Genomic DNA, 22,872 nt, shown 5'->3' on the forward strand with positions numbered 1-22,872 from the left:
TATAACCTAATTCGTATCAGTTAAAGCTGCGATGGAAGTGACTTGAAAATGACACTCGGTGGACACATAACAGTAATTTATACAATCAAATTAACGTAAATTAGACTGTAATTTGCGCAGCACTTGAAAAACACAAAATAAATCTACTTTATGAGTTGATAAGCGCTGTAAGTTCCCAAATTATTTTGTAATAATGCGTCAGTTAACAAGCTACAAATTCAGAGGAAAGACCTCCTATGGCGGATACAGAGAATCGCCCAACTAACTTCATCAGAAATATCATTGACGGAGATCTGGCAAGTGGCAAACACGCATCTACACATACGCGTTTCCCGCCAGAGCCAAATGGTTTTTTACACATAGGTCATGCAAAGTCTATCTGCCTAAACTTTGGCATTGCTCAAGACTACAAAGGCCTGTGTAACTTACGTTTCGACGATACTAACCCAGAAAAAGAAGATATCGATTACGTAAACTCAATTCAGAACGACGTTAAGTGGTTAGGTTTTGACTGGGATGGTGAGATTTGCTACTCATCAAACTACTTTGACAAGTTATATGGCTATGCGGTAGAGCTGATCGAAAAAGGCCTAGCGTATGTGTGTTTCTTGTCACCAGAGCAGGCGCGTGAATACCGTGGCACACTAACTGAGCCAGGTAAAAATAGTCCGCACAGAGATACATCGGTTGAAGAGAACTTGGCACTTTTTGAAAAAATGAAAAATGGCGAGTTTAAAGAAGGCGAGTGTGTATTACGTGCAAAGATCGACATGGCAAGCTCGTTCATGGTGCTTCGCGATCCGATTATTTATCGCATACGTTTTGTTCACCACCATCAAACAGGTGACAAGTGGTGCATTTATCCAATGTATGACTTTACACACTGTATTTCAGATGCGCTGGAAGGTATTACGCATTCATTGTGTACCCTTGAATTCCAAGACAACCGCCGTCTTTACGACTGGGTATTGGAAAACATAAGCATAGAATGTCAGCCTCAGCAGATCGAGTTTTCACGCTTAAACCTTGAATATACGGTCATGTCGAAGCGTAAGCTTAATGATCTTGTGGAAAACGGCCAAGTTGAAGGGTGGGATGACCCACGTATGCCAACAATTGCCGGTTTGCGCCGTCGTGGTTATACGCCTGCATCTATTCGAGAGTTCTGTAAACGCATCGGTATTACAAAACAAGATAATATGGTTGAAATGGGTATGCTTGAAGCGTGTATCCGTGATGACTTAAATGAGAATGCCCCTCGTGCGATGGCTGTTTTAGATCCAGTGAAGATTGTGATCGAAAACTATGATGCGGATAAAGTAGAAATGTTATCTGCACCCAACCATCCAACTTTAGAGATGGGCGAGCGTGAATTACCATTTACACGTGAAATTTTCATCGAGCGTGAAGACTTCCGTATTGAAGCGAATAAAAAGTTTAAGCGTTTAGTGTTAGGCAAAGAAGTGCGTCTGCGTAATGCCTATGTGATTAAAGCGGAGCGCATTGAAGAAGATGATGCTGGTAATATCACGACGATTTACTGTACATATGATGCAGAGACACTAGGTAAAAACCCAGCAGATGGCCGCAAGGTCAAGGGTGTTATTCACTGGGTGTCGGCTTCTCACTGCATTGAAGCGGAAGTACGTCAATATGATCGTTTATTTAACGTGCCAAATCCAGCGGCTGCAGATGATTTCACTGAAACATTGAACCCAGATTCATTGGTTATCATTGCAAATGCGAAGCTTGAGCCTTCACTGGCCAATGCAAATCCAGAGCAGGGTTTCCAGTTTGAGCGTTTAGGTTATTACAGCCGTGATAACAAGGCTGAAAGCTTAACATTCAACCAAACAGTAGGCCTTCGTGATTCATGGGCTAAGATAGAAAAAGCATAAGGCTTGGTCAAACCAAACTTTATTTTTCATAAAAAAGGTCGACATTTGTCGGCCTTTTTTTCAATATATTCATCAAATTAGTTTTAATAAGTCGCGCCGTGAGCAAACAGTCAATTCACAACTTCTACATTAATGAACAGCAATCGATTTATTTGCTATCTCACCACGATGCGAAAAAACATCGTCAATGGCTAAACATTTGTAAAAAGCAATTGTCGCTACTTGGGTATCAAGATGTCGAGTTGATCGGCTCTGGCGCATTTGGTTTTGTATTTGCTGGTGTTGAAGATAGCGGTGCGCAGTGGGTGTTTAAATTTTCAAGGATCACATTAGCGCAGAGCGTACGAGACAGACTCGAAGACGAAGCTTACATGTTATCTCAAATCAACAACCCTATGGTGCCTGAATTTTTTGCATTTGAGCGAGTCAAGAAGCAAGGGATTTTAATGATGGCCCGTGCAAAAGGGGAGGATCTCGAGCAAATATCCTTAAAACAAGGGCGCTTAAAGCCTCGAGACCTCGTTAATTTAGCGCTAAAACTTCGTAATGTCTTACTAGATTTACGTGAGCGAAAAAATGGTATGTCATTGCAACCTGTCGTTCATGGTGACATCAAGCCATCAAATATTGTTTGGGATCAACAATCAGATGCGTTTTCTTTGGTTGATTGGGGAAGCTCCGTTTACGCACAAATAGATGTGCATGGGGAGCCTGTTGCCAGTAATATTATGGATTTAATGTCGTCGGATATTGCCAGTACGAATGCGCGAATGGGAGATGTATACTTTATTGGCGACGAGCAAATGTCGGGGGCACGCTCTTCACCTCGCTTTGACGAGCAGGGGGTTGCTTCGACGATCTATGCGTTGGCGAGTGCTCAATCGTGCCGTTTTGGCGCGCAAGTCATTCCTGCTGCGAGTTTGGGTCTGCCAATAGAGTTTGCCCGTGTCATTGATGGTATGCTAAGCAAAGATAAAGTCACCAGAGACGCTGCTGGAGATTACTTTATTCGCAATATGCCTGCCATGGCAAAGGTATATCTTCCTGATATTTCTTTACCTCAAGCCAAACCCTATATTCCATTTTGGACAGTACAGCAATCAGATTTGCCAGACACGGTTGTGTATAGTTCTCGAAAACAGTTTTTGCGCCGAGCAGATCATAATCAGCAGTTACTTGATGTGAATGACGCTCAGCTCGATAGATACTATAAAGAGTTCTTGTTTGATACTGGCGATACTGAAAAGGCATTTTTGGCGTCTATAAGCCGACTAGCAAAATATCCGGTAGTAGGCGGACTGAGCTTTCACTGGCAGCAAGAATCTCTATTTGTTGAGTCTAGTCTGATGTTGCACGACGAGGATTTGCAGGATGCATTTACCGACGCCGTCAACGCGACGGTGATGTTAGCCCAAGGCATAGAGCAAAAGGGGCTGTTTAAATGTTGCTTGTTTGACGCGCGGCAAACTATACAGTTAGAAAGAGATGAAACTGGCGCATATATCTTCGAGCAATTGCCTGAGCTGCAGTACAGTGTAAGCCACGTTGCGGCCTCTGAAGTGACGAGGCCTCATTCTTACTTTGAGGATGGAAAAGACCCCGATGAGCAGCTCCAGTTACCAAAAAAAATAATTCAGTGTGTGTTTGAGCTGAATAAAATTCACCATACGGGGTGTATTATTTTTGAATCACTCAGTGATCGTTTGAAAATACATTACTATTATCGATTACTGGACGCCGAGCAAGAAGCCACGTTTTCAGCACTGTTGAGAGAAATCATCCAATATACGGTCAGCATTCAAGACTATGGGGTGGCGGGCTTTATGAAGCTTCCATATAAAAACACCCGCGAGTTTGAATTATGTACAACTCAACACGTGCAATATTATCCAAAAAACCCCAAACGCTAAAAACATATTGGACAGCTGAAGTGTGTTTAGTTATCTAGTAGCAAATGAACTAGTATATGACGAATTGTCAATTGAAATTCCGTGATGCATATAGCACCCTGTTACTTAGGAGGGCGCTATGGATAAACAAAAGAGACAGGAGATCTTAACCTTAAGTTGGGGGATCCATGATGACGTAGAGCAAGCCATTGCTCGACATGCAGCGGTAGAAGGGGATGAAAATTGGGTTGATAAACAACGCTTGCTTATCGCCGATATGTCGTTGCATCTATTGCAGACTGCACTTAAGCCAGAGCCGATCAGCCATGAAAAGCTTAAAAATAACTTGAATGCAATTTTAACCTTGTCTGATGACTTTGTTAGCGAAGTTGACCTAAAACGAGTGGCAGATGCCTTATATGGACTGGAAAAACTTTAAGCCAAATAGAGTGGTGAGTGGCTCAAATTGTATTTTTGCATGATGTGAGTCCAGTTAAAGTGGAGTCGTGTTTTTGGCGATATTGAATATAAAGTGTGCAAATTATATTTAATACAATTGCTACAGATTTAGGTTTGGTTAAATCGTTGAGTTATGTAAATGGATGACTTGTTTAAAAGAGCAAAAAAAAGCCAGCTCTGGGCTGGCTTAATCAAAATTATACAATGTATTTTGTCATCAAGAGTCGTCAGATTCTGAAAACTTTTTACAAGCTTCTGCATCTTCACACTCACCGTAAAGGTATAGTGAGTGGTTGGTTAGCTTGATACCATTGCTCGCTGCAATTTCAAGCTGACGAGTTTCGATCACATCATCTTCAAATTCGATAACCTTACCACACTTCAAACAAACTAAGTGGTCATGGTGAGTGCTACCTGATAATTCAAAAACTGACTTGCCGCCTTCAAAGTGGTGGCGTGTCACAATACCAGCGTCATCAAATTGGTTTAATACACGATATACAGTTGCTAAACCAATCTCTTCGCCTTTATCTAGCAAAATTTTATAAACATCTTCTGCACTGATATGTTGGTTTTCAGGAGACTGTAATATCTCGAGAATTTTTATACGTGGTAAGGTGACTTTTAAGCCCGCCTTTTTAAGCTCTAAGTTGTGATCAGTCATTTAATCTGTCTCAATCTATTATCTTTTACTTCAATTCTTAAGAATAAGCACGACCATTTTCTTAAGAATAACGTGCACGGGCAACAAGTCAAAGCTTGTTTGATTAATTCAGAGAATTAATCTTCTAACTCGCTTAAGCACATTTCATCATGCACTTGCGCGCACCAATCTTTAATGCGCTTCTCAGTTAGCTCTGGCTGACGGTCTTCATCGATGCCTAAACCAACAAAGTGGTTGTCATCAACAAGGGCTTTAGAGGCCTCAAATTCATATCCTTCTGTTGACCAGTGACCAACCACAATTGCGCCACGTTCTGTTACGATGTCATTTACCATACCCATCGCGTCTAAGAAGTACTCAGCGTAATCTTCTTGGTCACCACAACCGAAAATTGCAACTAGCTTACCTTCGAAATCAATTTCTTCCAACTCTGGGAAGAAGTCGTCCCAATCACACTGTGCTTCACCGTAGTACCAAGTAGGGATACCAAATAAAATTAGGTCAAATTCTTCGATGTCTGCTTTGCTGCTTTTAGCAATGTCTTTTACATCAATTAATTTTTTACCAAGTTCTTTTTGGATCAGTTTAGCAACGTGCTCGGTGTTACCCGTATCACTGCCGAAAAAAATACCTACGCTTGCCATTAATTACTTACCTTTATCTATTAATCGCTAATTTCTCTTGCAAGATGGTTTCTATGAGCGCACTACGACTGATATTTTGTTCTTCAGCCATATCACTCAGTGCTTGGTAGAGTTCTGAAGAAACTTTGAACTCTACGCGCTTTAACCCTCTTGCTCTATCTCTTTTAATTTGATTACGCTTATTGATCTTGAGCTGCATTTCCCTAGGTAAGGGATTTGTTTTTGGCCGACCTGGGCGTTTTTCATTCTCAAATAAGTCGATAGTTGTTCTATCTAATTCAGACTTGGCCATTAACCAACACCCGCACCTTGCCAAAACACTTGGATAACTCCTTTGGCTATGAAACCTGAACAACCTAAAAACAACACCAGCCAAACGATGTATCGACCAAATTTAGGCACGTCACCTTTCTTTAAAACGTCCTGAATGGCCATTCCAATAAGAAAGAATATACATGCGAGAGCAAAGTAAAAACCAAGAGTTTCAAACTCATTTATGTATTGACTGATCATCTTTGCACTACTAAAACCTTAAACGGCGGCTACTATAGCATATCTAACGACAATAAATTAAGTTTCGCCGTATAAAAAAATCCGACAATTATTGAATAAAATCAATAATAGAACGATTGACAGCCTCGGGCTTTTCAGCATGCAGCCAATGACCAGCTCCTTGGATGATTTTTGCTCGTGCTTTTGCAAAAGCACTGACAATTGCACCTTTATGTTCTGGCAAAATATAGTCGGAGTTGTTTCCTTTAATAAACAGCGTATCACACAAACAGGTACGAGGTGTATCTATGTTCTCGATAATCTGGGAATAATTTTGTTCAATTATCGGTAAGTTAAAACGCCATTCAAGCGCACCCTGTTCGTTTTTAGCTAAGCTTTTCAACAAAAACTGTCTTACACCAAGCTCTTCAATATACTCAGACATCACTTTGTCTGCTTCGCTTCGACTCGTTGGTGTTTGCTGGCTGACTTGGTTAAGAGCGCGAATAATAGTGTCATGTCTTGAATGGTATTTTACTGGCGCGATATCCAAAACGACCAGCTTTTCTACTTTTTGCTCGTCAAGCATAGCTACTTGCATCGCTACTTTACCACCCATAGAATGGCCAACTAGAGTCGCCTTATTCAGCCCAAAGTGGTTTATCAGAGAGAGTATGTCCTCTGCCATAACTTGATAATTCATGTCATCGCTTTTGAACGATCGACCGTGATTACGAAGATCTACATTTATGACATTGAAATTTGACTCCAATGCTCTAGCAATCACATTTAGGTTTTCAAGGGAGCCAAATAAGCCGTGGATCAAGATCACAGTTTTGGCGTTATTTTGGTCCAATCCACTTTGTTTAAAATTAAGTAACATACTACCTCCAAGTTTGCGCGGCTATTTTGCCAGTCTTAATTCAAAAATCAAAGCCGTAGAGGAAGAAGAAAAATTTAGATATAATCCCCCCAGATGCGGTAGATGTATAAAATGACAGGACAAGCATGAAAACAATAGAAATAGATGACGAGCTATATCAATACATTGCAAGCAATACGCAGAGTATTGGTGAGAGCGCCTCACAGATCCTGCGTCGTTTATTAGAATTAGAGCCAACTCAAGGCAATTCGGGAATCATTCAAACCGAAGTAAAAGAAGCAGAACCTGTTCAAATTGAGAACAAGGTAGAAGAGAAAATAGAACCAGTACGAGAGTCTGCAAACGTATTTAACATTCTAAATAAAGAAGAACTCGCTATGCAAAAAGGTGTAGTAGGGCGCTTTTTATTTATTTTGGCTGCATTTCACCGTACTCATAAAGCCCAGTTTAATAAGGTTCTTGAAATTAAAGGGCGAGACAGAATTTACTTCGCAACAAGTAAAGAGGCGTTGCTTGAAAGCGGGAGCAGTATGAACCCTAAAAATATCACTGAAAGTGAATATTGGGTCATGACCAATTCAAACACCACGCGTAAGAAAATGATGCTGCACGAAGTTGCGCTAATTTTAGGCTACACTCAGCAGCAAGCAGAAACCGTTCGAGACTACCTATAAGGAAATGTGATGGCAAACCATCCAAACGCAGGCAAAAAAGCTCCTAAGTCACAGCTCGCTAACATACCAAAGCTGGTTTCAGCTTATTATTTAAATGAGCCAGATCTTGAATCTAACCCGGAACAATGTGTTGCATTTGGCACGTCAGGTCACCGCGGGTGTTCGTACAACGTGAAATTTAACGAGTCACATATTTTAGCGATTACTCAAGCTATTTGTGATTATCGAAAGGCCAATAATATATTCGGTCCGCTTTTTCTTGGTAAAGATACACATGCACTTTCTGAAGCCGCTTTCAACTCAGCGATTGAAGTGCTTGTTGCTAATGAAGTACAGGTTATTACTCAAGAAAATGATGATTTCACGCCAACGCCGGTAGTAAGCCATGCTATTGTTTGCCACAATCGCACCCATCCCCATGAGTTGGCGGATGGCATCGTAGTAACTCCTTCGCATAATCCGCCAGAAGACGGTGGTTTTAAGTATAACCCTCCAAATGGAGGACCGGCTGATACCGATGTCACAAACTGGATTGAACAACGTGCGAATCAGTTGCTGCGTGAAGATTTAGTCGAGGTTCAGTTATTTCCTTATGCAAAAGCAAAGCGCTCTGGTTTTATCAAATATGAAGATTTGCTCTCGCCTTACGTTGAAGATTTAGCGAATGTCATAGATTTTGATGCCATATCAAAAGCAAACGTTAGTATTGGCATAGACCCACTAGGTGGTTCTGGGATTAATTTTTGGCCGGTGATTGCTAAGCGATATGGCTTAAATATGACCATTGTGAATGACGAAGTTGACCCTAGGTTTGCGTTTATGCCATTGGATAAAGATGGCAAAATAAGAATGGATTGCTCTTCACCTTTTGCCATGGCTAACTTAATTGCGCTAAAAGATGATTATGATATTGGCATTGGCAATGACCCAGACTATGACCGCCACGGTATTGTTACCAAAGATGGTTTGATGAATCCTAATCACTTTTTAGCTGTGGCAATTGATTATTTGCTACAAAATCGTGATTGGGCTGACGATATTAAAGTGGGCAAAACTTTGGTTTCGAGCGGTATGATTGACAAGGTTGTACAAAGCCATGGTAATGAAGTGTACGAAGTACCAGTTGGTTTTAAGTGGTTTGTTGATGGACTTAGCGAAAAGTGGCTTGCGTTTGGCGGTGAAGAAAGTGCTGGGGCTTCATTTTTACGAAAGGATGGCGATGTTTGGAATACCGACAAAGATGGCTTTATTTTGGGGCTTTTAGCAGCTGAAATTTTAGCGGTTACAGGTAAGACACCCTCTGATCGATACAAAGAATTAGAGCAAGCGTTTGGTTCACCAAGTTACAAGCGAATCGATGCGCCAGCAAACGATGGGCAAAAAGCCAGATTAAAAGCACTCAGTGTAGATGATGTAAAAGCTGATACACTCGCTGGCGACAAAATTACAGACATTCTCACCCATGCACCTGGCAACGGCGCAGCGATAGGTGGGTTAAAAGTGGTAACAGAATCAGGTTGGTTTGCAGCCAGACCTTCTGGTACGGAAGACATCTATAAAATTTACCTTGAATCATTCAAAGGTGAAACGCATTTAGCTGAACTTGAAAGTGCTGCGAAAGCACTAGTCGATAGCGTGATTAGCTAATTATCCAATTATTAAAGGCCATTTTAGATGGCCTTTTTCTTTTTTCACTTCTCTCATAAGGTGACAGTATGTACCTTGATACATTAAAAGCAACAGGGGACTTTTTAACCATAACTCGTGAAAATGAGTTTGAATTAGCACCAAGCCAATTTACATTGGAAAACGGTACTGAGGTTAAAGTATTAGACACCGGTGTTATCCAATTTACGCCTCAATGTGAAACACAGAAAGATTTTGTGTTTTCAAGTGCAGTCCACGGAAATGAAACAGCACCAATCGAAATTTGCGACGAGTTGATTAAGCAAATTATCCTCGGTGAGCTTGAATTAAAGCAGCGAGTTCTCTTTATTTACGGTAATCCAAAGTCAATTAATATTGGTAAACGTTTTGTCGATGAAAATTTAAACCGTTTATTTAACGGTGCGCATGAAAACAAGTGTGATAACCCTGAACAAGTCCGTGCGGCGAACCTAGAAAAGTATGTACGAGAATTTTTCACCAGTGTTGAAGCTGGTCGTTATCGTGCCCATTATGATTTGCATACAGCGATCCGTGGCTCAAAAAATGAAAAGTTTGCAGTTTATCCTTTCTTACATGGCAAGCCTTGGAAAAAGTCACAATTGCAGTTCTTATTGTCTTGTGGTGTCAATACTGTGTTGATGATGAGCTCGGCAGCCACAACATTCAGCTACTTTTCGTCAAAGCAATTTGAAGCTGACGCGTTCACAGTGGAGCTCGGGCAAGTAAAACCGTTTGGGCAAAATAATATGGCGAGTTTTGAAGCAACAAAGCAAACGCTTAGTGCATTAATTAGCCAAAAAGACGTCAAATATAAAGATTTTGATGCAAAAGATTTTGAGCTGTTTACTGTTCACCGAACGATTAATCGGACATGTGAAGATTTTTCATTCCCTTTCCCTGATTCTGCGGTCAACTTCACTGGATTTGCAAAGGGTGAACTGCTTGCAACTGATGGAAATACTGAGATATTTGCAGAGGTAGAAGGCGAAGCAATTATCTTCCCAAATGCTAAAGTGGCGTTAGGGCAGCGTGCATTATTAACCGTAATCCCTATGAAAGTGAACGAAAACTTTGTTTAACCCACTGAAATAAAAGTTTTTTTGTAACCGTATCGAAATCTTTCCAGAATAAAAATGCAAATTATCGGTTATTCATCTAGGATTAGTTGAATAACCGTTTACGTTAACGTAAAGTGGCAAAAGCTTTAATTTAAGTAATTTGCATTTACCGCACTAATTATTCAAAAATCAATCCGCGGGCTTTATGTCAATGCTATTGGCTGCAAGTATTGCAAATTGGCGATGACAACAAGAGAAGGTAGGTTATGACTAACCCCAATAACATATCGTTAAATATAAGCCATGCACTCGAGTTTATCGATGGTCATGCGCTTAACATCCCAACATTGAAAATTTTAAGTGAGCAGGGAGATATCTTGGATGGCGCAACCAAGCCTGAATTAGATAAAGAAACTGCACTTAAAATATATAGCACGATGAGATTTATCCGTTTGTTGGATGAACGTATGCAGGCTGCTCAGCGCCAAGGCCGGATTAGCTTCTACATGCAGTGTTTAGGCGAAGAGGCGGCAATTACAGCCAGTGCTGCTGCGTTAAAACAAGATGATATGATCATGGCTCAGTACCGTGAGCAAGCAGCCCTCCACTACAGAGGTTTTACACTAGAACAGTTTATGAACCAGCTTTTCTCAAATGAAAAGGATTTGGGTAAGGGCCGCCAAATGCCTGTGCATTATGGCTCGAATGAACTGAATTACCTGACTATCTCATCACCTCTAGGCACGCAAATCCCTCAGGCAACGGGATATGCTTATGGTCAAAAGCTTAAGCATATTGATAAGGAGTCTGGTGAACTTAGCTCCGAAATCGACAACGTAACGATTTGCTATTTCGGTGAAGGCGCTGCTTCTGAAGGTGATTTCCACGCAGGCTTGAATATGGCTGCTGTCCACAAAGCGCCGGTAATATTCTTCGCGCGTAACAATGGTTACGCAATCTCGACTCCTGCGGACGAGCAGTTTAAAGGTGATGGCATTGCCGCTCGTGGTGTAGGCTACGGGATTAAAACAATTCGTGTAGACGGTGCTGATACACTGGCTGTTTACGAAGCAACTAAAAAAGCCCGTGAAATTGCAGTTTCGACAGGCGAGCCTGTATTAATTGAGTCAATTGCTTATCGTTTAGGCGCGCACTCTACATCTGATGACCCTTCAGGTTACCGCACAAAAGATGAAGAAGCTGAATTCAAAAACAGCTGTCCTGTGGCGAGGTTTAAATCTTGGTTGTTGAAGCAAGGTTGGTTAGATGAAAGTGAAGACGAAGCGATTAAAGATAAAATTCGTGAAGAGATCCTAGCCGCGCTGAAAGTAGCTGAAAAAGTACAAAAGCCAGCGCTTGAAGAGCTAGTGTCGGATGTCTATGACACGCCAATTCCAGCATTACAAAAACAATACGAAGAACTCAAAGAGCATATCAAGCAATATCCAGATGCCTATCCAGTGACAGCAGGGAGAATTAAATAATGGCTAAAATGAATATGTTACACGCCATTAATTCGGCGCTAGATATTAGTATGGCAGAACACCCTCAAGCATGTATTTTTGGGGAAGATGTGGGTTACTTTGGTGGTGTATTCCGTGCAACGTCTGGACTGCAAGAAAAATATGGCAAGCACCGTGTGTTTAACACACCGTTGACTGAACAAGGTATTCTAGGGTTTGCCAATGGTCTTGCCGCTTTCGGCGCTCCAGCATTAGCTGAAATTCAATTTGCAGACTATATCTTTCCGGCATTTGACCAGATCGTGAATGAATCAGCAAAATTCCGCTACCGTTCAGGTAATGAGTTCGACGTAGGCAATTTAACAATTCGCACCCCTTATGGTGGTGGCATTGCCGGTGGTTTATATCATTCACAATCACCTGAAGCATATTTTGCGCATACACCAGGCTTGAAATTAGTTGTACCGCGTAACCCGTATCAAGCTAAAGGTTTATTGAGAGCATGTATCAAAGATGACAATCCGGTGATCTTCTTTGAACCGAAGCGTTTGTATCGCGCATCTGTTGGTGAAGTACCAGAAGAAGATTACAGCATTGAAATCGGCAAGGCTGAAGTGGTTAAAGAGGGCTCTGACATTACTGTACTTGCTTGGGGTGCACAAATGGAAATCATTGAGCAGGCAGCCATTAAAGCAGAAGAAGCTGGAATTAGCTGTGAAATCATCGATCTGCGCTCAATTTTACCGTGGGACGCAGAAACGTTAATTAAGTCAGTTACAAAGACAGGCCGATTGGTTGTCAGTCACGAAGCTCCAATAACAAATGGCTTCGGTGCAGAAATTGCGGCGACTATTCAAAAAGAGTGTTTCTTACACTTAGAATCACCCATTGAGCGTGTTTGTGGTTTAGATACGCCATATCCTTTAGCACTTGAAAAAGAGTATGTGCCCGATGCACTAAAAGTGTTTGAAGCAATTAAAAAGTCAGTGGAATTTTAAGGATAAGTCATGTCTAAAGAGTTTATTTTACCAGATATCGGCGAAGGCATTGTTGAATGTGAAGTTGTCGAGTGGTTAGTGGCAGTCGGCGAAACAGTTAAAGAAGATCAGCCAATCTGTGATGTTATGACTGACAAAGCCTTAGTACAAATTCCAGCGGTCCATGACGGTGTGATCACACAGCTACATTACGAAAAAGGCGACATCGCAAAAGTGCATGAGCCACTATTTGCAATGAATGTAGCAGGTGAGGCGCCACAAGAAGTGACGAACAATGCCGTTGAAGAGAGTGAGCAGGCAGTAAGCCCACAGGGTGAACACCTTGAAGACTTTATCTTGCCAGATATTGGTGAAGGGATAGTTGAGTGTGAAATCGTTGAGTGGCTAGTAAGTGAAGGCGAGTCAATCAAAGAAGACCAAGCAGTTTGCGATGTGATGACTGATAAAGCGCTCGTCCAAATTCCTGCGAAGTATGATGGCGTTGTTGAAAAGCTTTACTACCAAAAGGGTGATATTGCTCAAGTACATAGCCCATTATTCCAAGTTCGTTTGGCGGACTCTGTTGGTGCTACATCAACACCTGCTAAATCAGTAGAAGCTGAGCTTGCTATACATAAACCTCAAGCTGTCGAAACACCTGCAGTTCAGACTCCAGTCGTCAATGGTAAAGCGGTCGCTTCTCCAGCGGTTAGACGCCGCGCCCGTGAAATGGATATTGATATTCGATTGGTTCCAGGCAGTGGCAAGAATGGTCGTGTCTATAAAGAAGACCTTGAGAGATTCCTAAAACAAGGTGCTGTGCCAGCTGTAGCGACAACTGAGCCTAAAAGTCCAGTTGCGCCTGTAGCGACGCCAAGTGTTGGTGGCACACGCGTTGAGCCTATTCGAGGCATGAAAGCTGCGATGGCCAAGCAAATGGTTGCATCTGTTTCTACGATTCCGCATTTTACTTACAGCGACGAAATTGATTTAACAGATTTAATCGCACTGAGGTTGTCTTTAAAAGAGCAGTATGCGAAGCAAGGTATTAAGTTGACTATGATGCCTTTCTTTATCAAAGCATTATCATTGGCTATCAAAGAGTTCCCAATTTTGAACTCTCAAGTGAATGATGACTGCACGGAAATTACCTATTTTGATGACCATAACATTGGTATGGCCGTCGACAGTAAGTTAGGTTTGTTGGTACCAAATATTAAAGGGTGCCAAAACAAGTCGATAGTCGATGTTGCCGAGGCGGTAACGAAGCTTACTGATGCGGCTAGAGAAGGGCGTGTATCTCCAGATGACTTAAAAGGTGGCACGATTTCAATATCTAATATTGGTGCTATCGGTGGTACGACTGCTACGCCAATTATTAACAAGCCAGAAGTAGCAATTGTAGCACTCGGTAAACTGCAACATTTACCAAGGTTTGATGCAAATGGTAACGTAGTATCACGCTCTATTATGCAAGTTAGTTGGTCTGGCGATCACCGTGTTATTGATGGCGGCACGATTGCTCGGTTCAATAATTTATGGAAGTCATACTTGGAAGAGCCTGCGAAAATGATGATGGCTATGCGCTAGAATTGTTATTGTAAAGGTCCTTTACAAGCCTCAAAAACTCTGATTTTTGAGGCTTTTTTATGCCAGTAGAGCACTTTTTAGAAATGTCATTTGTTTATCTAAATTGATATGTTCCAACCTTATGTAAAAGCCCGTATAATTCACTCCTTAAAATTTTTACCCGTAGCAATTAAAAAGCCATCCGTTTTGGGCTTGAGAAGTCGTAATGAATCAGACAGACGATAGAAAAGAAATACTTGAATTTAATAAGTTGCAGAAAAAACTGCGCAGAAATGTAGGTAACGCAATTAAAGATTATAACATGATCGAAGAGGGTGATGTTGTAATGGCTTGTATTAGTGGTGGTAAAGATTCTTTTGCCATGCTAGATATCTTGCTGAATTTGCAAAAAGCTGCGCCCATTAAATTTGAAGTCATCGCCGTAAACTTGGATCAAAAGCAACCAGGCTTTCCCGAGCATATTTTGCCGGAGTACTTCGAAACCTTGGATATTCCTTATTACATCGTCGATAAAGATACCTACTCAGTAGTGCGCGAGAAGGTACCTGAAGGAAAGACAACCTGCGGTCTTTGCTCTCGTTTACGCCGTGGTACCTTGTATTCATTTGCTGAAAAGATCGGGGCAACAAAGTTGGCGCTCGGCCATCACATGGATGATATTGTTGAGACAATGTTTTTAAACATGTTTCACGGCTCTCGATTAAAAGCAATGCCGCCAAAATTAAGGTCGGACGATGGCAGAAACGTCGTTATCAGGCCTTTAACCTATTGCCGAGAAAAAGACCTGATTAAGTATGCGGAACATAAAGATTTCCCAATCATTCCATGTAATCTGTGCGGTTCTCAGGAAAACTTACAGAGACAGAATATCAAGGCGATGCTTATCGAGTGGGATAAAAAAACACCTGGACGCGTTGACAGCATTTTCAAGTCTCTTCAAAACGTAAGCCCAAGCCAACTGGCAGATACCAATTTGTTTGACTTCGAAAACTTACCCATTGACAGAGAAGCTGAGCGCGATGAATATCAATTTAGTGAAGCGACAGTATCATCTACTAATATTGATGAGTCCTTGTTTATCGATGTAACGAATATCTAATCGGTGCCCCCAGATACAGAAAGACTCAGCATCTGGGTCATTCTGCTTTGGGGTTTTTCATCAGCGTACTGAGCTTGATGTTGAGGTAACTCGGCAGCCACTTTAGCATGATCTCTTTAAATGCCTGACTTTTCGCTACGTCGTTTAATATCCGATCAATTTCATTAATTATCTGCTTTCCAGACTCATTATTAGTGCATCCAACATACCCATATGCAATGGGTTGCACATCTTCAATTAGCAACTGAACCATTTCTTTTTGACCAGTTAATTGGTGTAAATAAAAGTGTTCACTTGGGTAGCCTATGACGGCGTCTACGCGACCTTTGCTTAACATGTGTGTCAAACTCTCCAACGCATCCTGACCGGGTCGAACAACAACTTGCCCTTTTGGCATTGAGTTAATAATTGCATCTAGTTGCTTTCCATATGAACGTTGCATCATCACGCCAAGTACTAGCTTGTGTTGCTCGATAAACTTTTTAAGTTTGATTTGCTCTAAATCCTTATAGCCCAATGCCTCTAATGTTTTTTTCGCCATGACAATTGTTGGGGAGAGGCCTACAGTGGTGTAATGATTACTAAATTGAATGAACTTTTGACGCTGTGGCGTTTTATGTAAAGAAAGCATACAAAATGTATGTCGCTTATCGCTGAGTGCTCTTATTGCACGACTGGCTGGAAAATATACTTTATTGTCACTGTATGCTGGTAAATATTGATGAAGTAAGTCAATGATCAACTCGTCTCTGCCCGTACCTTCATTGGCATCACTAATCATATAATAGGGCGGGAAGTCAGTGATAATCCAGTCTATGCTTTTACTTTCAGCTGCACAGGTCAACATTATTAATAGTAGCAACGCTTTGCGCACATCAAGCCCTCATGTTGTTGTTACTAATAAAGCTTAGCAACAAACTCCCTTGAATTGCCAATTCAAAACAGATTAATTGGTCATTATAGATGTATATTAATTGTAATTTGTTTTACAAATTATATGTATTTGCTACATTTAGATTCGTACACCAGCCTTAAAGCAAGTTAAAGCGGTGGCCAATGAGTTAATACAAGGATTGGTCTTGTTGTTGAGTATTAAAGAGTGTTCTACAAATCATACTTAAGGTAAAATACAAGGTTGGCGAGTTAAGTTAATTTCAATAATAAGAGAAAACTATGAATACGCTTATCGTCAGTGACATATTTGGACAAACGAAATGTTTAGAGAACTTCGTCAATGAGCTAGATGGAAATACCTCAATATGTTCTCCATACCCGTTTAGACAAGGGCATTTGAATAGAGATGAAGAAAGCGCCTATAAGCAATTTATAGGCTCCGTAGGTCATGATAAATATTTTCAAAAAGTGGTTGAGGCTATCTCAGACAAACAGCCAGATCTGATTATTGGCTTTTCAGCAGGTGCTGTTGCTAGCTGGCGTGCTCTTGCGGCAATGCCTATCAAAAGTACCACTAAACTTATCGCATTCTATCCAGGTCAAATTAGAAACTATTTGCAGCTTCATCCCAGATGTGATGTCGATATTTATTTCCCTTACCAAGAAAAGCATTTTGATATTAAACCTGTGATTCACCACTTGTCAGCAATGCCTGGTATACAATGCTATCGAACGCGGTATGAACATGGTTTTATGAACTCATTGTCTGCCCAATTTAATCCGTCTGCTTTACAGCACTTTACAGCGTTGTGTCAGTACAGTATTGAAGAAGCAATTAAGTTGAAATTAGCCAACCGAAGGATAAAAAGTGGACTAGAATTGACTATGTAAAACTTAATGAAAAGGAGTTATGTATGTCAGATCAGCCCCGTATTCCTTATAGACACTTCCCTGGTAACCCAATTGCTAAACCGCCATGCAGAATGCTTAACGCAATGATGTATGGCTTTTTTGTTAAAGGGGAGTTGGAAACTATTCAAAGTTACGTTGACTCCACGCTCAATAGTGTTCCAAGTGAAACCATCGCGTTTAGGGCATTGTCATCGTACTGCCTCTTAACATTTACAGATATTGAAAATATTGCCTCAAAAGTACCGCCGTTTAGTGATTATGGCTATATGCAAGAGACGGATATTATCGTTTGGTTGCCTATTGCTCAGATCAATAAACAACAAAATAAAATGACTCATTTGTATTGGTACCCCGCATTTATTACAGTGAACAATATCAATGCATTGGTTAATGGCCGTGAAACTTGGGGGTACAACAAGTATTTGTGTAAGTACCAAATGCCAAGTAGCCAAGATAGGGCCGATCATTTTTCATTGAGCCTAGAAACATTTCAACCTTTTGAGCCAAACAAAAAAATGGCGTGGTATGAATTACTGTCAATCAATCGTGTTGCTGATGATGATACATGGTTTGAAGAAGCTATTGAGATTGGCAAAGAAGTGGCTGATTTGATCCACAGTAGTGTGCATGACTTGGGCGTCAGCATAGACTTTTTCAAACAACTGTTCACCGGTTTTACCAATCCACAACTCGCACAAATATTATTTAAACAGTTTCCCGATGGTTATGCTCAAAATAGCGTTTATAGTGCAGTTGTTCACTCTCCATCCACAGTGAAAAAAGTCCACAAGTTGGGTTTTTTGAAAGATGAATATAAGGTTACTTTTAACCAAGTAGACGCTTTCCCCTTACAAGAAATGTTTGGCATAAAGGTGGGTGAGCAATTCGCTAAGCTACCTTACTTTTTATGCATGGACTTTGATCAAGACGGTGCAAAAGAGATCGTCACGGCAGAGCTATAATACATAGTAAGGGAACAAAATGACTAAAGAACATATTGCTATTTTGGGGGGCGGCGTATCTGCAATGACGGCCGCGGTTTATCTAACCGAAAAAGAAAACTGGCAAGACCTTTATGACATCACAGTTTATCAGCTTGGGTGGCGTTTAGGTGGAAAAGGCGCTAGCGGCAGAAACGCACAATTAGGTGAGCGTATTGAAGAACATGGCTTGCATGTTTGGTTTGGTGCTTATGTTAATTCGTTTCGTGCGATAGAGACTGTTTACAATGAACTGAATCGGCCATCGACCGTACCTATCCATACTTGGCAGCAAGCACTTAAACCCCACAGCTTTGTAGTGTTGCAAGAGTATATTGATAATCAGTGGGAAACGTGGCCAGTTGACTTCCCCCTAATTGATGGAAACCCAGCCGATGGCACACTTGATTTACATTTTTGGCAATTGATTGAACTGGTCGTTGCTTGGCTGCACAAATGGATTGATGAACTGGAAGAAGCTATTGAGGCGTCTAATCGGCAAACTCAGCTACAGACGCGTAAGCAGCGTGACAGAAGTCTACTACAACATTTGGCGGGTGAAATTTCCGATGCTTTTGACAGTGTGGAAGACAAGGTCAAATCATTCTTTGACAGCGCCATTGATGAGGCTCAGGACATTTTGTCCACACCAAAACTGCTTATATCTCAGTTACATGATTTAATGAGTTTAAGAGCAAAAGACAAAAAATTATCAAATTCCAAAGACCGATTAGTCACTTGGTATATTGTTAGAAAGTTAAAACGCTGGCTGAGATCAGAGGCGCTTGAGTTAATTGATGATAACCCCAATGTTCGACGCGCGTATATATGTGCCGATTTGGCAATAGCAATGACAGTAGGGATGATCAGAGATAGAGTACATGCCAATGGCTTTGGTGTGCTTAATCAATACGATTTTAAGTACTGGTTGGCGCGAAATGGCGCTGACAAAGAATATGCAGTGGAATCTGCTCCGGTTCGAGGTTTTTACGACCTTGTTTTTGGCTATGTAGATGGTGATTTTGAGCGAGGTGATGTTGAGGCCGGTGTCGCATCTTTGGCGATGTTGCGAATTATGCTTTGCTATAAAGGCGGTGTAATGTGGAAAATGCAAGCTGGCATGGGAGACATCATTTTCTCACCAATTTATGAATTGCTGAGCGAGCGGGGGGTCAAATTTGAGTTCTTTAATCAGGTCGAACACCTCAAGCCAGGACAAGATGAAAACGGAAATTATGTTGTCGATGAAATTTCGATTATTGAGCAAGTAGAGCTTAAAAATGGCGCGTATCAACCTTTTGTTGATGTCAAAGGCCTACCATGCTGGCCGGCAAAACCTAACCTTGATCAAATTGTCGATGAACAGGCAGAGCTCATTCGCGCAAATAACATTAATTTGGAGTCGTTTTGGAGTGACTGGCCAAGTGTATATGAGCAGCACTATCAAAGACCCTTGCCAAGAAAAACACTCAAACGTATGCGTGACTTCGACAAAGTCGTATTTGGTATTTCGGTTGGTTCTTTGGAGCATCTCTGCCCTGAATTATTGTCACTTGATTACGGGTTTGAACAACAAAGCACAAAAGTAAAAACGGTTGCAACGCAAGCGTTTCAAGTGTGGCTAAATAAAACTGACGAGCAGCTTGGGTTTAACTATACACCGCCAAGTGAAGAGCGACCAATACTCAGTGCTTTTTCACAGCCATTTGATACTTGGGCTGCTATGTCAAACTTATTGGCCGTTGAAGAATGGCCCGCGAGTGGTCCATGCAACATAGCATATTTTTGTAGTGCATTTACATGCGATTATTACCCACCTGAAAGTGAGCACACATTTCCAATAGAGCAAACCGCTAAGGTGAAAGCGAATGCAGTGGAAAAGCTTAATAGAGAAATGAAGCCTTTGTGGCCATCAGCTTATGATGCCACTGGTCAATTTATCTGGGACGTTGTTTATGACCCCGGAAGCGCGCCAACTGAGCAAAGATTTGATTCACAATATTGGCGTGTCAATGTCGATCCAAGTGAACGCTATGTGTTGTCAGTCACCGGTAGCAGTGACTTTCGCTTAGCCACTGATGGCACAATATTTAAAAACCTATTCATTACAGGTGATTGGATCAAAACAGGAGTCAATGCTGGGTGTGTCGAAGCTGCGGTGATGGCTGGTATGCAAACCTCTAGAGCAATTTGTGGACTACCAAACGAAATCAGCGGAGAAAATGGCTTTGAGCCAGATGGTACTTAAGAGATAATATGAGGTAAGTAACAGAAAAGACCTGCAATTTTATTGGAGGTCTTTTCATTTGGGCTATACTGAGTAGTGCAAGGTGAATACTGCAAAAACTAACGAGAACGGACATGTTTAAACTCTCTGTCATATCAATATCTTTAATGCCTGTACTTTTAAGTTCATATACAACACATGCAACCGATGACTCAATGGAAGTCATTGAGGTATATGCCCAAAAACGTAAACAAAATATCGAGGATGTGAGTGTCTCGATCTCCACTATCAGTGCTGAGCGAATTACACAACAAGGGATCAAAGATGCCACAGAGCTTGGTCATTATGTAGCAAATCTGAAGATCAGCCAAAATGCAGCTGAAGGTACGCCACCAGCAATCAATATCCGAGGCATTGGCCTACTGGACTACAACACGGCAAATACCTCGCCAGTTGCTATGTATGTTGACGGTTTATCTGTTGGTTCTGCAAACAATCAAATTGCAAACTTGTTTGATATTGAACAAGTGGAAGTGCTAAAGGGGCCACAAGGTACTTTGTTTGGCCGAAATAGTACAGGAGGGGCGCTACTGGTAAGATCAAAACGCCCTGACGATGGCAATTATGGCTATGTGAAAGTCGGAGCAGGGACAGATGATTGGCGTAGAGCCCAAGGTGCCTATAATGCGACTATTAATGACGAAAGCGCTGTCCGATTTGCCTTTAATCACACGGATTACGAATACACAAGTTACAACTTGTTAGAATCTTCCCCTGAAGCGGGTCTAACGCAAAGCGATCTCAGAGTCAGTTACCTTGGTGAATGGGATAACTGGAGCGCATATATTAAAGGTTATTACGGGCATTGGGATGGTATAGTGCAACCCGTTGGAAATATCGGTATATACAAAGACCCCAATCCTGTAAATCCGATAAAGTGTTCACCAAAAGAAGCGGGGAGTGCAGGGTGTGTTGACAGTTTTGGTTTTAATGATGGCAGCGAAGATTTTTGGGCTGTCAGTGTAAATAACAATTCTCCGCACCTAAGTATATATAAAGGGTGGGGACTTGAGCTCCAGTGGGAAGTGCAGCAAGACGCTTACTTGACCTATTTAAATGGCTTTAATCGACTAGACAGAGACCACGCGTTTAATTGCGATGGTAGTCCAGCGCGTTTATGTGAAGGGGAGCTCGGGCTGAAAAGTGAACTGGTTACAAATGAGCTAAGATATCAAAGCCAGCTAGGCCAAAACCACTGGACATTGGGCATATTCCAACTTGAGGAGCGGATCTATCAAAATAACCACAATGATATTTTGCGAGATTTGAGAGGTGTCTTAGCACCGACCTTAACGACGACATTTTTTTATGACAATGAAATAATATCTAAGTCACTTGCGCTATTTTCTCAGTACGAATGGCGACTCGATAAGAAGCACATGTTCACTATAGGTGCACGATTTTCTGATGAATCCGTAGAGTATGACTCTGTTTCTAGATTAAATTTCATCACTACCCCTGGTGAATTGGATGGCAATATTATTCCGTTTTATACGGTTAAAGGTGAAGTTGAAGATGATGGGATATCTGGAAAGCTTGCATGGAATTACACACCCAAAGACAACTTGTTGATATATTACTCACTTGCTAATGGCACTAAAAGCGGCGGATATAATGGAGGCTTGCTCTCGTCTGCTGAACAGGCAAGGTTAGCTGATTATGGCCCTGAAGAGACTCTAGCGCATGAAGTTGGCTTTAAATTAAATGAAGACGGACTATTTTTCCTCTCTGGTGCGATGTTTTATTATGACTACAAAGACCAGCAAGTGTTTATGAACCAGGCGTCTTCTACTCCCAATGCGCCTCCTTTACAGCTGCTAGAAAATGTAGGTGAGTCAACAATTTATGGAGCAGAGTTAGAGCTCGAATATGTATTTATTGATAACTTAACAACACGTCTGGCAATTGGCTATATTCCAGAAGCAAACTTTGAAGAATTTACAGATCCATTAGGTAATAAATTGACGGACAACCGTCTTCCCTTTACCTCCGAGTGGAATATTGGTGCTGAACTGGCGTATTCATATCCTATAAATAGCGGAGAGTTAAATACGGTGATTGGTGTAGACTATCAATCTGAGTATTACTTTGACCAAAACCAAAATCCTTACGCAATGCAACCAAGTTACGCGCTGTGGAGAGCAAATGTTACGTATCAATATCAAAGCTGGCAATTTGGTCTTTGGGGCAAGAACTTGTTTGATAAAGAATATAGCCACTTAAAATTTGATTTAAGCTCATTTTTAGGAATGCTGGAAGACTTTAAAGGAGAGGGGCAAAGAGTTGGTATCGATGTTACATATAACTTTTAGAGTATTGTTAGCTCATCTTAATGGGTTGT

General features: G+C 41.3%; 20 protein-coding genes. 14 read left to right on the top strand and 6 right to left on the bottom strand.

Features of this window, described 5'->3' with window-relative positions:
- Positions 1-236 precede the first annotated feature (236 nt).
- The 3 genes from glnS (at position 237) to J8M00_RS25075 (ending at position 4,226) form a co-directional block, all read left to right on the top strand.
- Positions 237-1,898, top strand: coding sequence for a glutamine--tRNA ligase (glnS, locus tag J8M00_RS25065; RefSeq protein WP_211013130.1), 1,662 nt, complete (start codon positions 237-239; stop codon positions 1,896-1,898).
- Positions 1,899-1,996: 98 nt separating this feature from the next.
- Entirely contained in the window at positions 1,997-3,808 is a 1,812-nt protein-coding gene (locus J8M00_RS25070) for a protein kinase domain-containing protein (protein ID WP_211013131.1), read from the top strand.
- 118 nt (positions 3,809-3,926) lie between these two features.
- Positions 3,927-4,226, top strand: a complete 300-nt coding sequence (locus J8M00_RS25075) for a hypothetical protein (RefSeq protein ID WP_211013132.1) — start codon at positions 3,927-3,929, stop codon at positions 4,224-4,226.
- Positions 4,227-4,463: 237 nt separating this feature from the next.
- Here the strand turns inward: J8M00_RS25075 and fur are convergent, their stop codons facing one another.
- From fur to J8M00_RS25100, 5 genes are all read right to left on the bottom strand, one after another.
- A complete protein-coding gene (gene fur / locus J8M00_RS25080) occupies positions 4,464-4,910 on the bottom strand; it encodes a ferric iron uptake transcriptional regulator (protein WP_211013133.1) in 447 nt (148 codons plus the stop codon).
- A gap of 116 nt (positions 4,911-5,026) precedes the next feature.
- Positions 5,027-5,554: a flavodoxin FldA gene (fldA, locus tag J8M00_RS25085; RefSeq protein ID WP_023399384.1), complete on the bottom strand. Its 528-nt coding sequence runs from the start codon at positions 5,552-5,554 to the stop codon at positions 5,027-5,029.
- A 13-nt stretch (positions 5,555-5,567) separates the two neighbouring features.
- Complete coding sequence (gene ybfE / locus J8M00_RS25090; RefSeq protein WP_023399385.1) at positions 5,568-5,846, bottom strand: LexA regulated protein; 279 nt, start codon at positions 5,844-5,846, stop codon at positions 5,568-5,570.
- Complete coding sequence (locus tag J8M00_RS25095) at positions 5,846-6,067, bottom strand: DUF2788 domain-containing protein (protein ID WP_023399386.1); 222 nt, start codon at positions 6,065-6,067, stop codon at positions 5,846-5,848. The genes ybfE and J8M00_RS25095 overlap by 1 nt, the downstream gene beginning before the upstream one ends.
- Positions 6,068-6,155: 88 nt before the next feature.
- Entirely contained in the window at positions 6,156-6,929 is a 774-nt protein-coding gene (locus J8M00_RS25100) for an alpha/beta fold hydrolase (protein ID WP_211013134.1), read from the bottom strand.
- 125 nt (positions 6,930-7,054) lie between these two features.
- Here J8M00_RS25100 and seqA point away from each other — a divergent pair, with 125 nt between their 5' ends.
- From seqA to ttcA, 7 genes are all read left to right on the top strand, one after another.
- On the top strand, positions 7,055-7,603 hold the full coding sequence (gene seqA, locus J8M00_RS25105; protein ID WP_211013135.1) for a replication initiation negative regulator SeqA: 549 nt from the start codon (positions 7,055-7,057) through the stop codon (positions 7,601-7,603).
- Positions 7,604-7,612: 9 nt separating this feature from the next.
- Entirely contained in the window at positions 7,613-9,250 is a 1,638-nt protein-coding gene (gene pgm, locus J8M00_RS25110) for a phosphoglucomutase (alpha-D-glucose-1,6-bisphosphate-dependent) (RefSeq protein WP_211013136.1), read from the top strand.
- A gap of 68 nt (positions 9,251-9,318) precedes the next feature.
- Positions 9,319-10,350 carry a succinylglutamate desuccinylase gene (astE, locus tag J8M00_RS25115; protein WP_211013137.1) on the top strand — a complete coding sequence of 344 codons (1,032 nt, stop codon included), beginning with the start codon at positions 9,319-9,321 and terminating at the stop codon, positions 10,348-10,350.
- A gap of 245 nt (positions 10,351-10,595) precedes the next feature.
- Positions 10,596-11,813, top strand: coding sequence for a thiamine pyrophosphate-dependent dehydrogenase E1 component subunit alpha (locus J8M00_RS25120; protein ID WP_211013138.1), 1,218 nt, complete (start codon positions 10,596-10,598; stop codon positions 11,811-11,813).
- Complete coding sequence (locus tag J8M00_RS25125) at positions 11,813-12,790, top strand: alpha-ketoacid dehydrogenase subunit beta (RefSeq protein ID WP_211013139.1); 978 nt, start codon at positions 11,813-11,815, stop codon at positions 12,788-12,790. Before J8M00_RS25120 ends, J8M00_RS25125 begins: the two co-directional genes overlap by 1 nt.
- A 9-nt stretch (positions 12,791-12,799) precedes the next feature.
- Complete coding sequence (locus J8M00_RS25130) at positions 12,800-14,359, top strand: dihydrolipoyllysine-residue acetyltransferase (protein WP_211013140.1); 1,560 nt, start codon at positions 12,800-12,802, stop codon at positions 14,357-14,359.
- A gap of 205 nt (positions 14,360-14,564) precedes the next feature.
- The gene (ttcA, locus tag J8M00_RS25135; RefSeq protein WP_211013141.1) at positions 14,565-15,458 is read left to right on the top strand and encodes a tRNA 2-thiocytidine(32) synthetase TtcA; all 894 of its coding nucleotides are present in this window, start codon (positions 14,565-14,567) and stop codon (positions 15,456-15,458) included.
- Positions 15,459-15,495: 37 nt separating this feature from the next.
- Here the strand turns inward: ttcA and J8M00_RS25140 are convergent, their stop codons facing one another.
- Entirely contained in the window at positions 15,496-16,332 is an 837-nt protein-coding gene (locus J8M00_RS25140; protein ID WP_211013142.1) for a TIGR02285 family protein, read from the bottom strand.
- A 299-nt stretch (positions 16,333-16,631) separates the two neighbouring features.
- Here J8M00_RS25140 and J8M00_RS25145 point away from each other — a divergent pair, with 299 nt between their 5' ends.
- The 4 genes from J8M00_RS25145 to J8M00_RS25160 all read left to right on the top strand — a co-directional run bounded on the left by J8M00_RS25145 (position 16,632) and on the right by J8M00_RS25160 (position 22,843).
- Entirely contained in the window at positions 16,632-17,243 is a 612-nt protein-coding gene (locus tag J8M00_RS25145) for a hypothetical protein (protein ID WP_211013143.1), read from the top strand.
- A gap of 23 nt (positions 17,244-17,266) precedes the next feature.
- The gene (locus J8M00_RS25150) at positions 17,267-18,226 is read left to right on the top strand and encodes an acetoacetate decarboxylase (protein ID WP_211013144.1); all 960 of its coding nucleotides are present in this window, start codon (positions 17,267-17,269) and stop codon (positions 18,224-18,226) included.
- Positions 18,227-18,245: 19 nt separating this feature from the next.
- Positions 18,246-20,492 carry an NAD(P)-binding protein gene (locus J8M00_RS25155; RefSeq protein ID WP_211013145.1) on the top strand — a complete coding sequence of 749 codons (2,247 nt, stop codon included), beginning with the start codon at positions 18,246-18,248 and terminating at the stop codon, positions 20,490-20,492.
- 113 nt (positions 20,493-20,605) lie between these two features.
- The gene (locus J8M00_RS25160; RefSeq protein ID WP_211013146.1) at positions 20,606-22,843 is read left to right on the top strand and encodes a TonB-dependent receptor; all 2,238 of its coding nucleotides are present in this window, start codon (positions 20,606-20,608) and stop codon (positions 22,841-22,843) included.
- Positions 22,844-22,872 lie beyond the last annotated feature (29 nt).

It is taken from the genome of Pseudoalteromonas luteoviolacea (assembly GCF_018100925.1).
Classification (GTDB): Bacteria; Pseudomonadota; Gammaproteobacteria; order Enterobacterales; family Alteromonadaceae; genus Pseudoalteromonas; species Pseudoalteromonas obscura.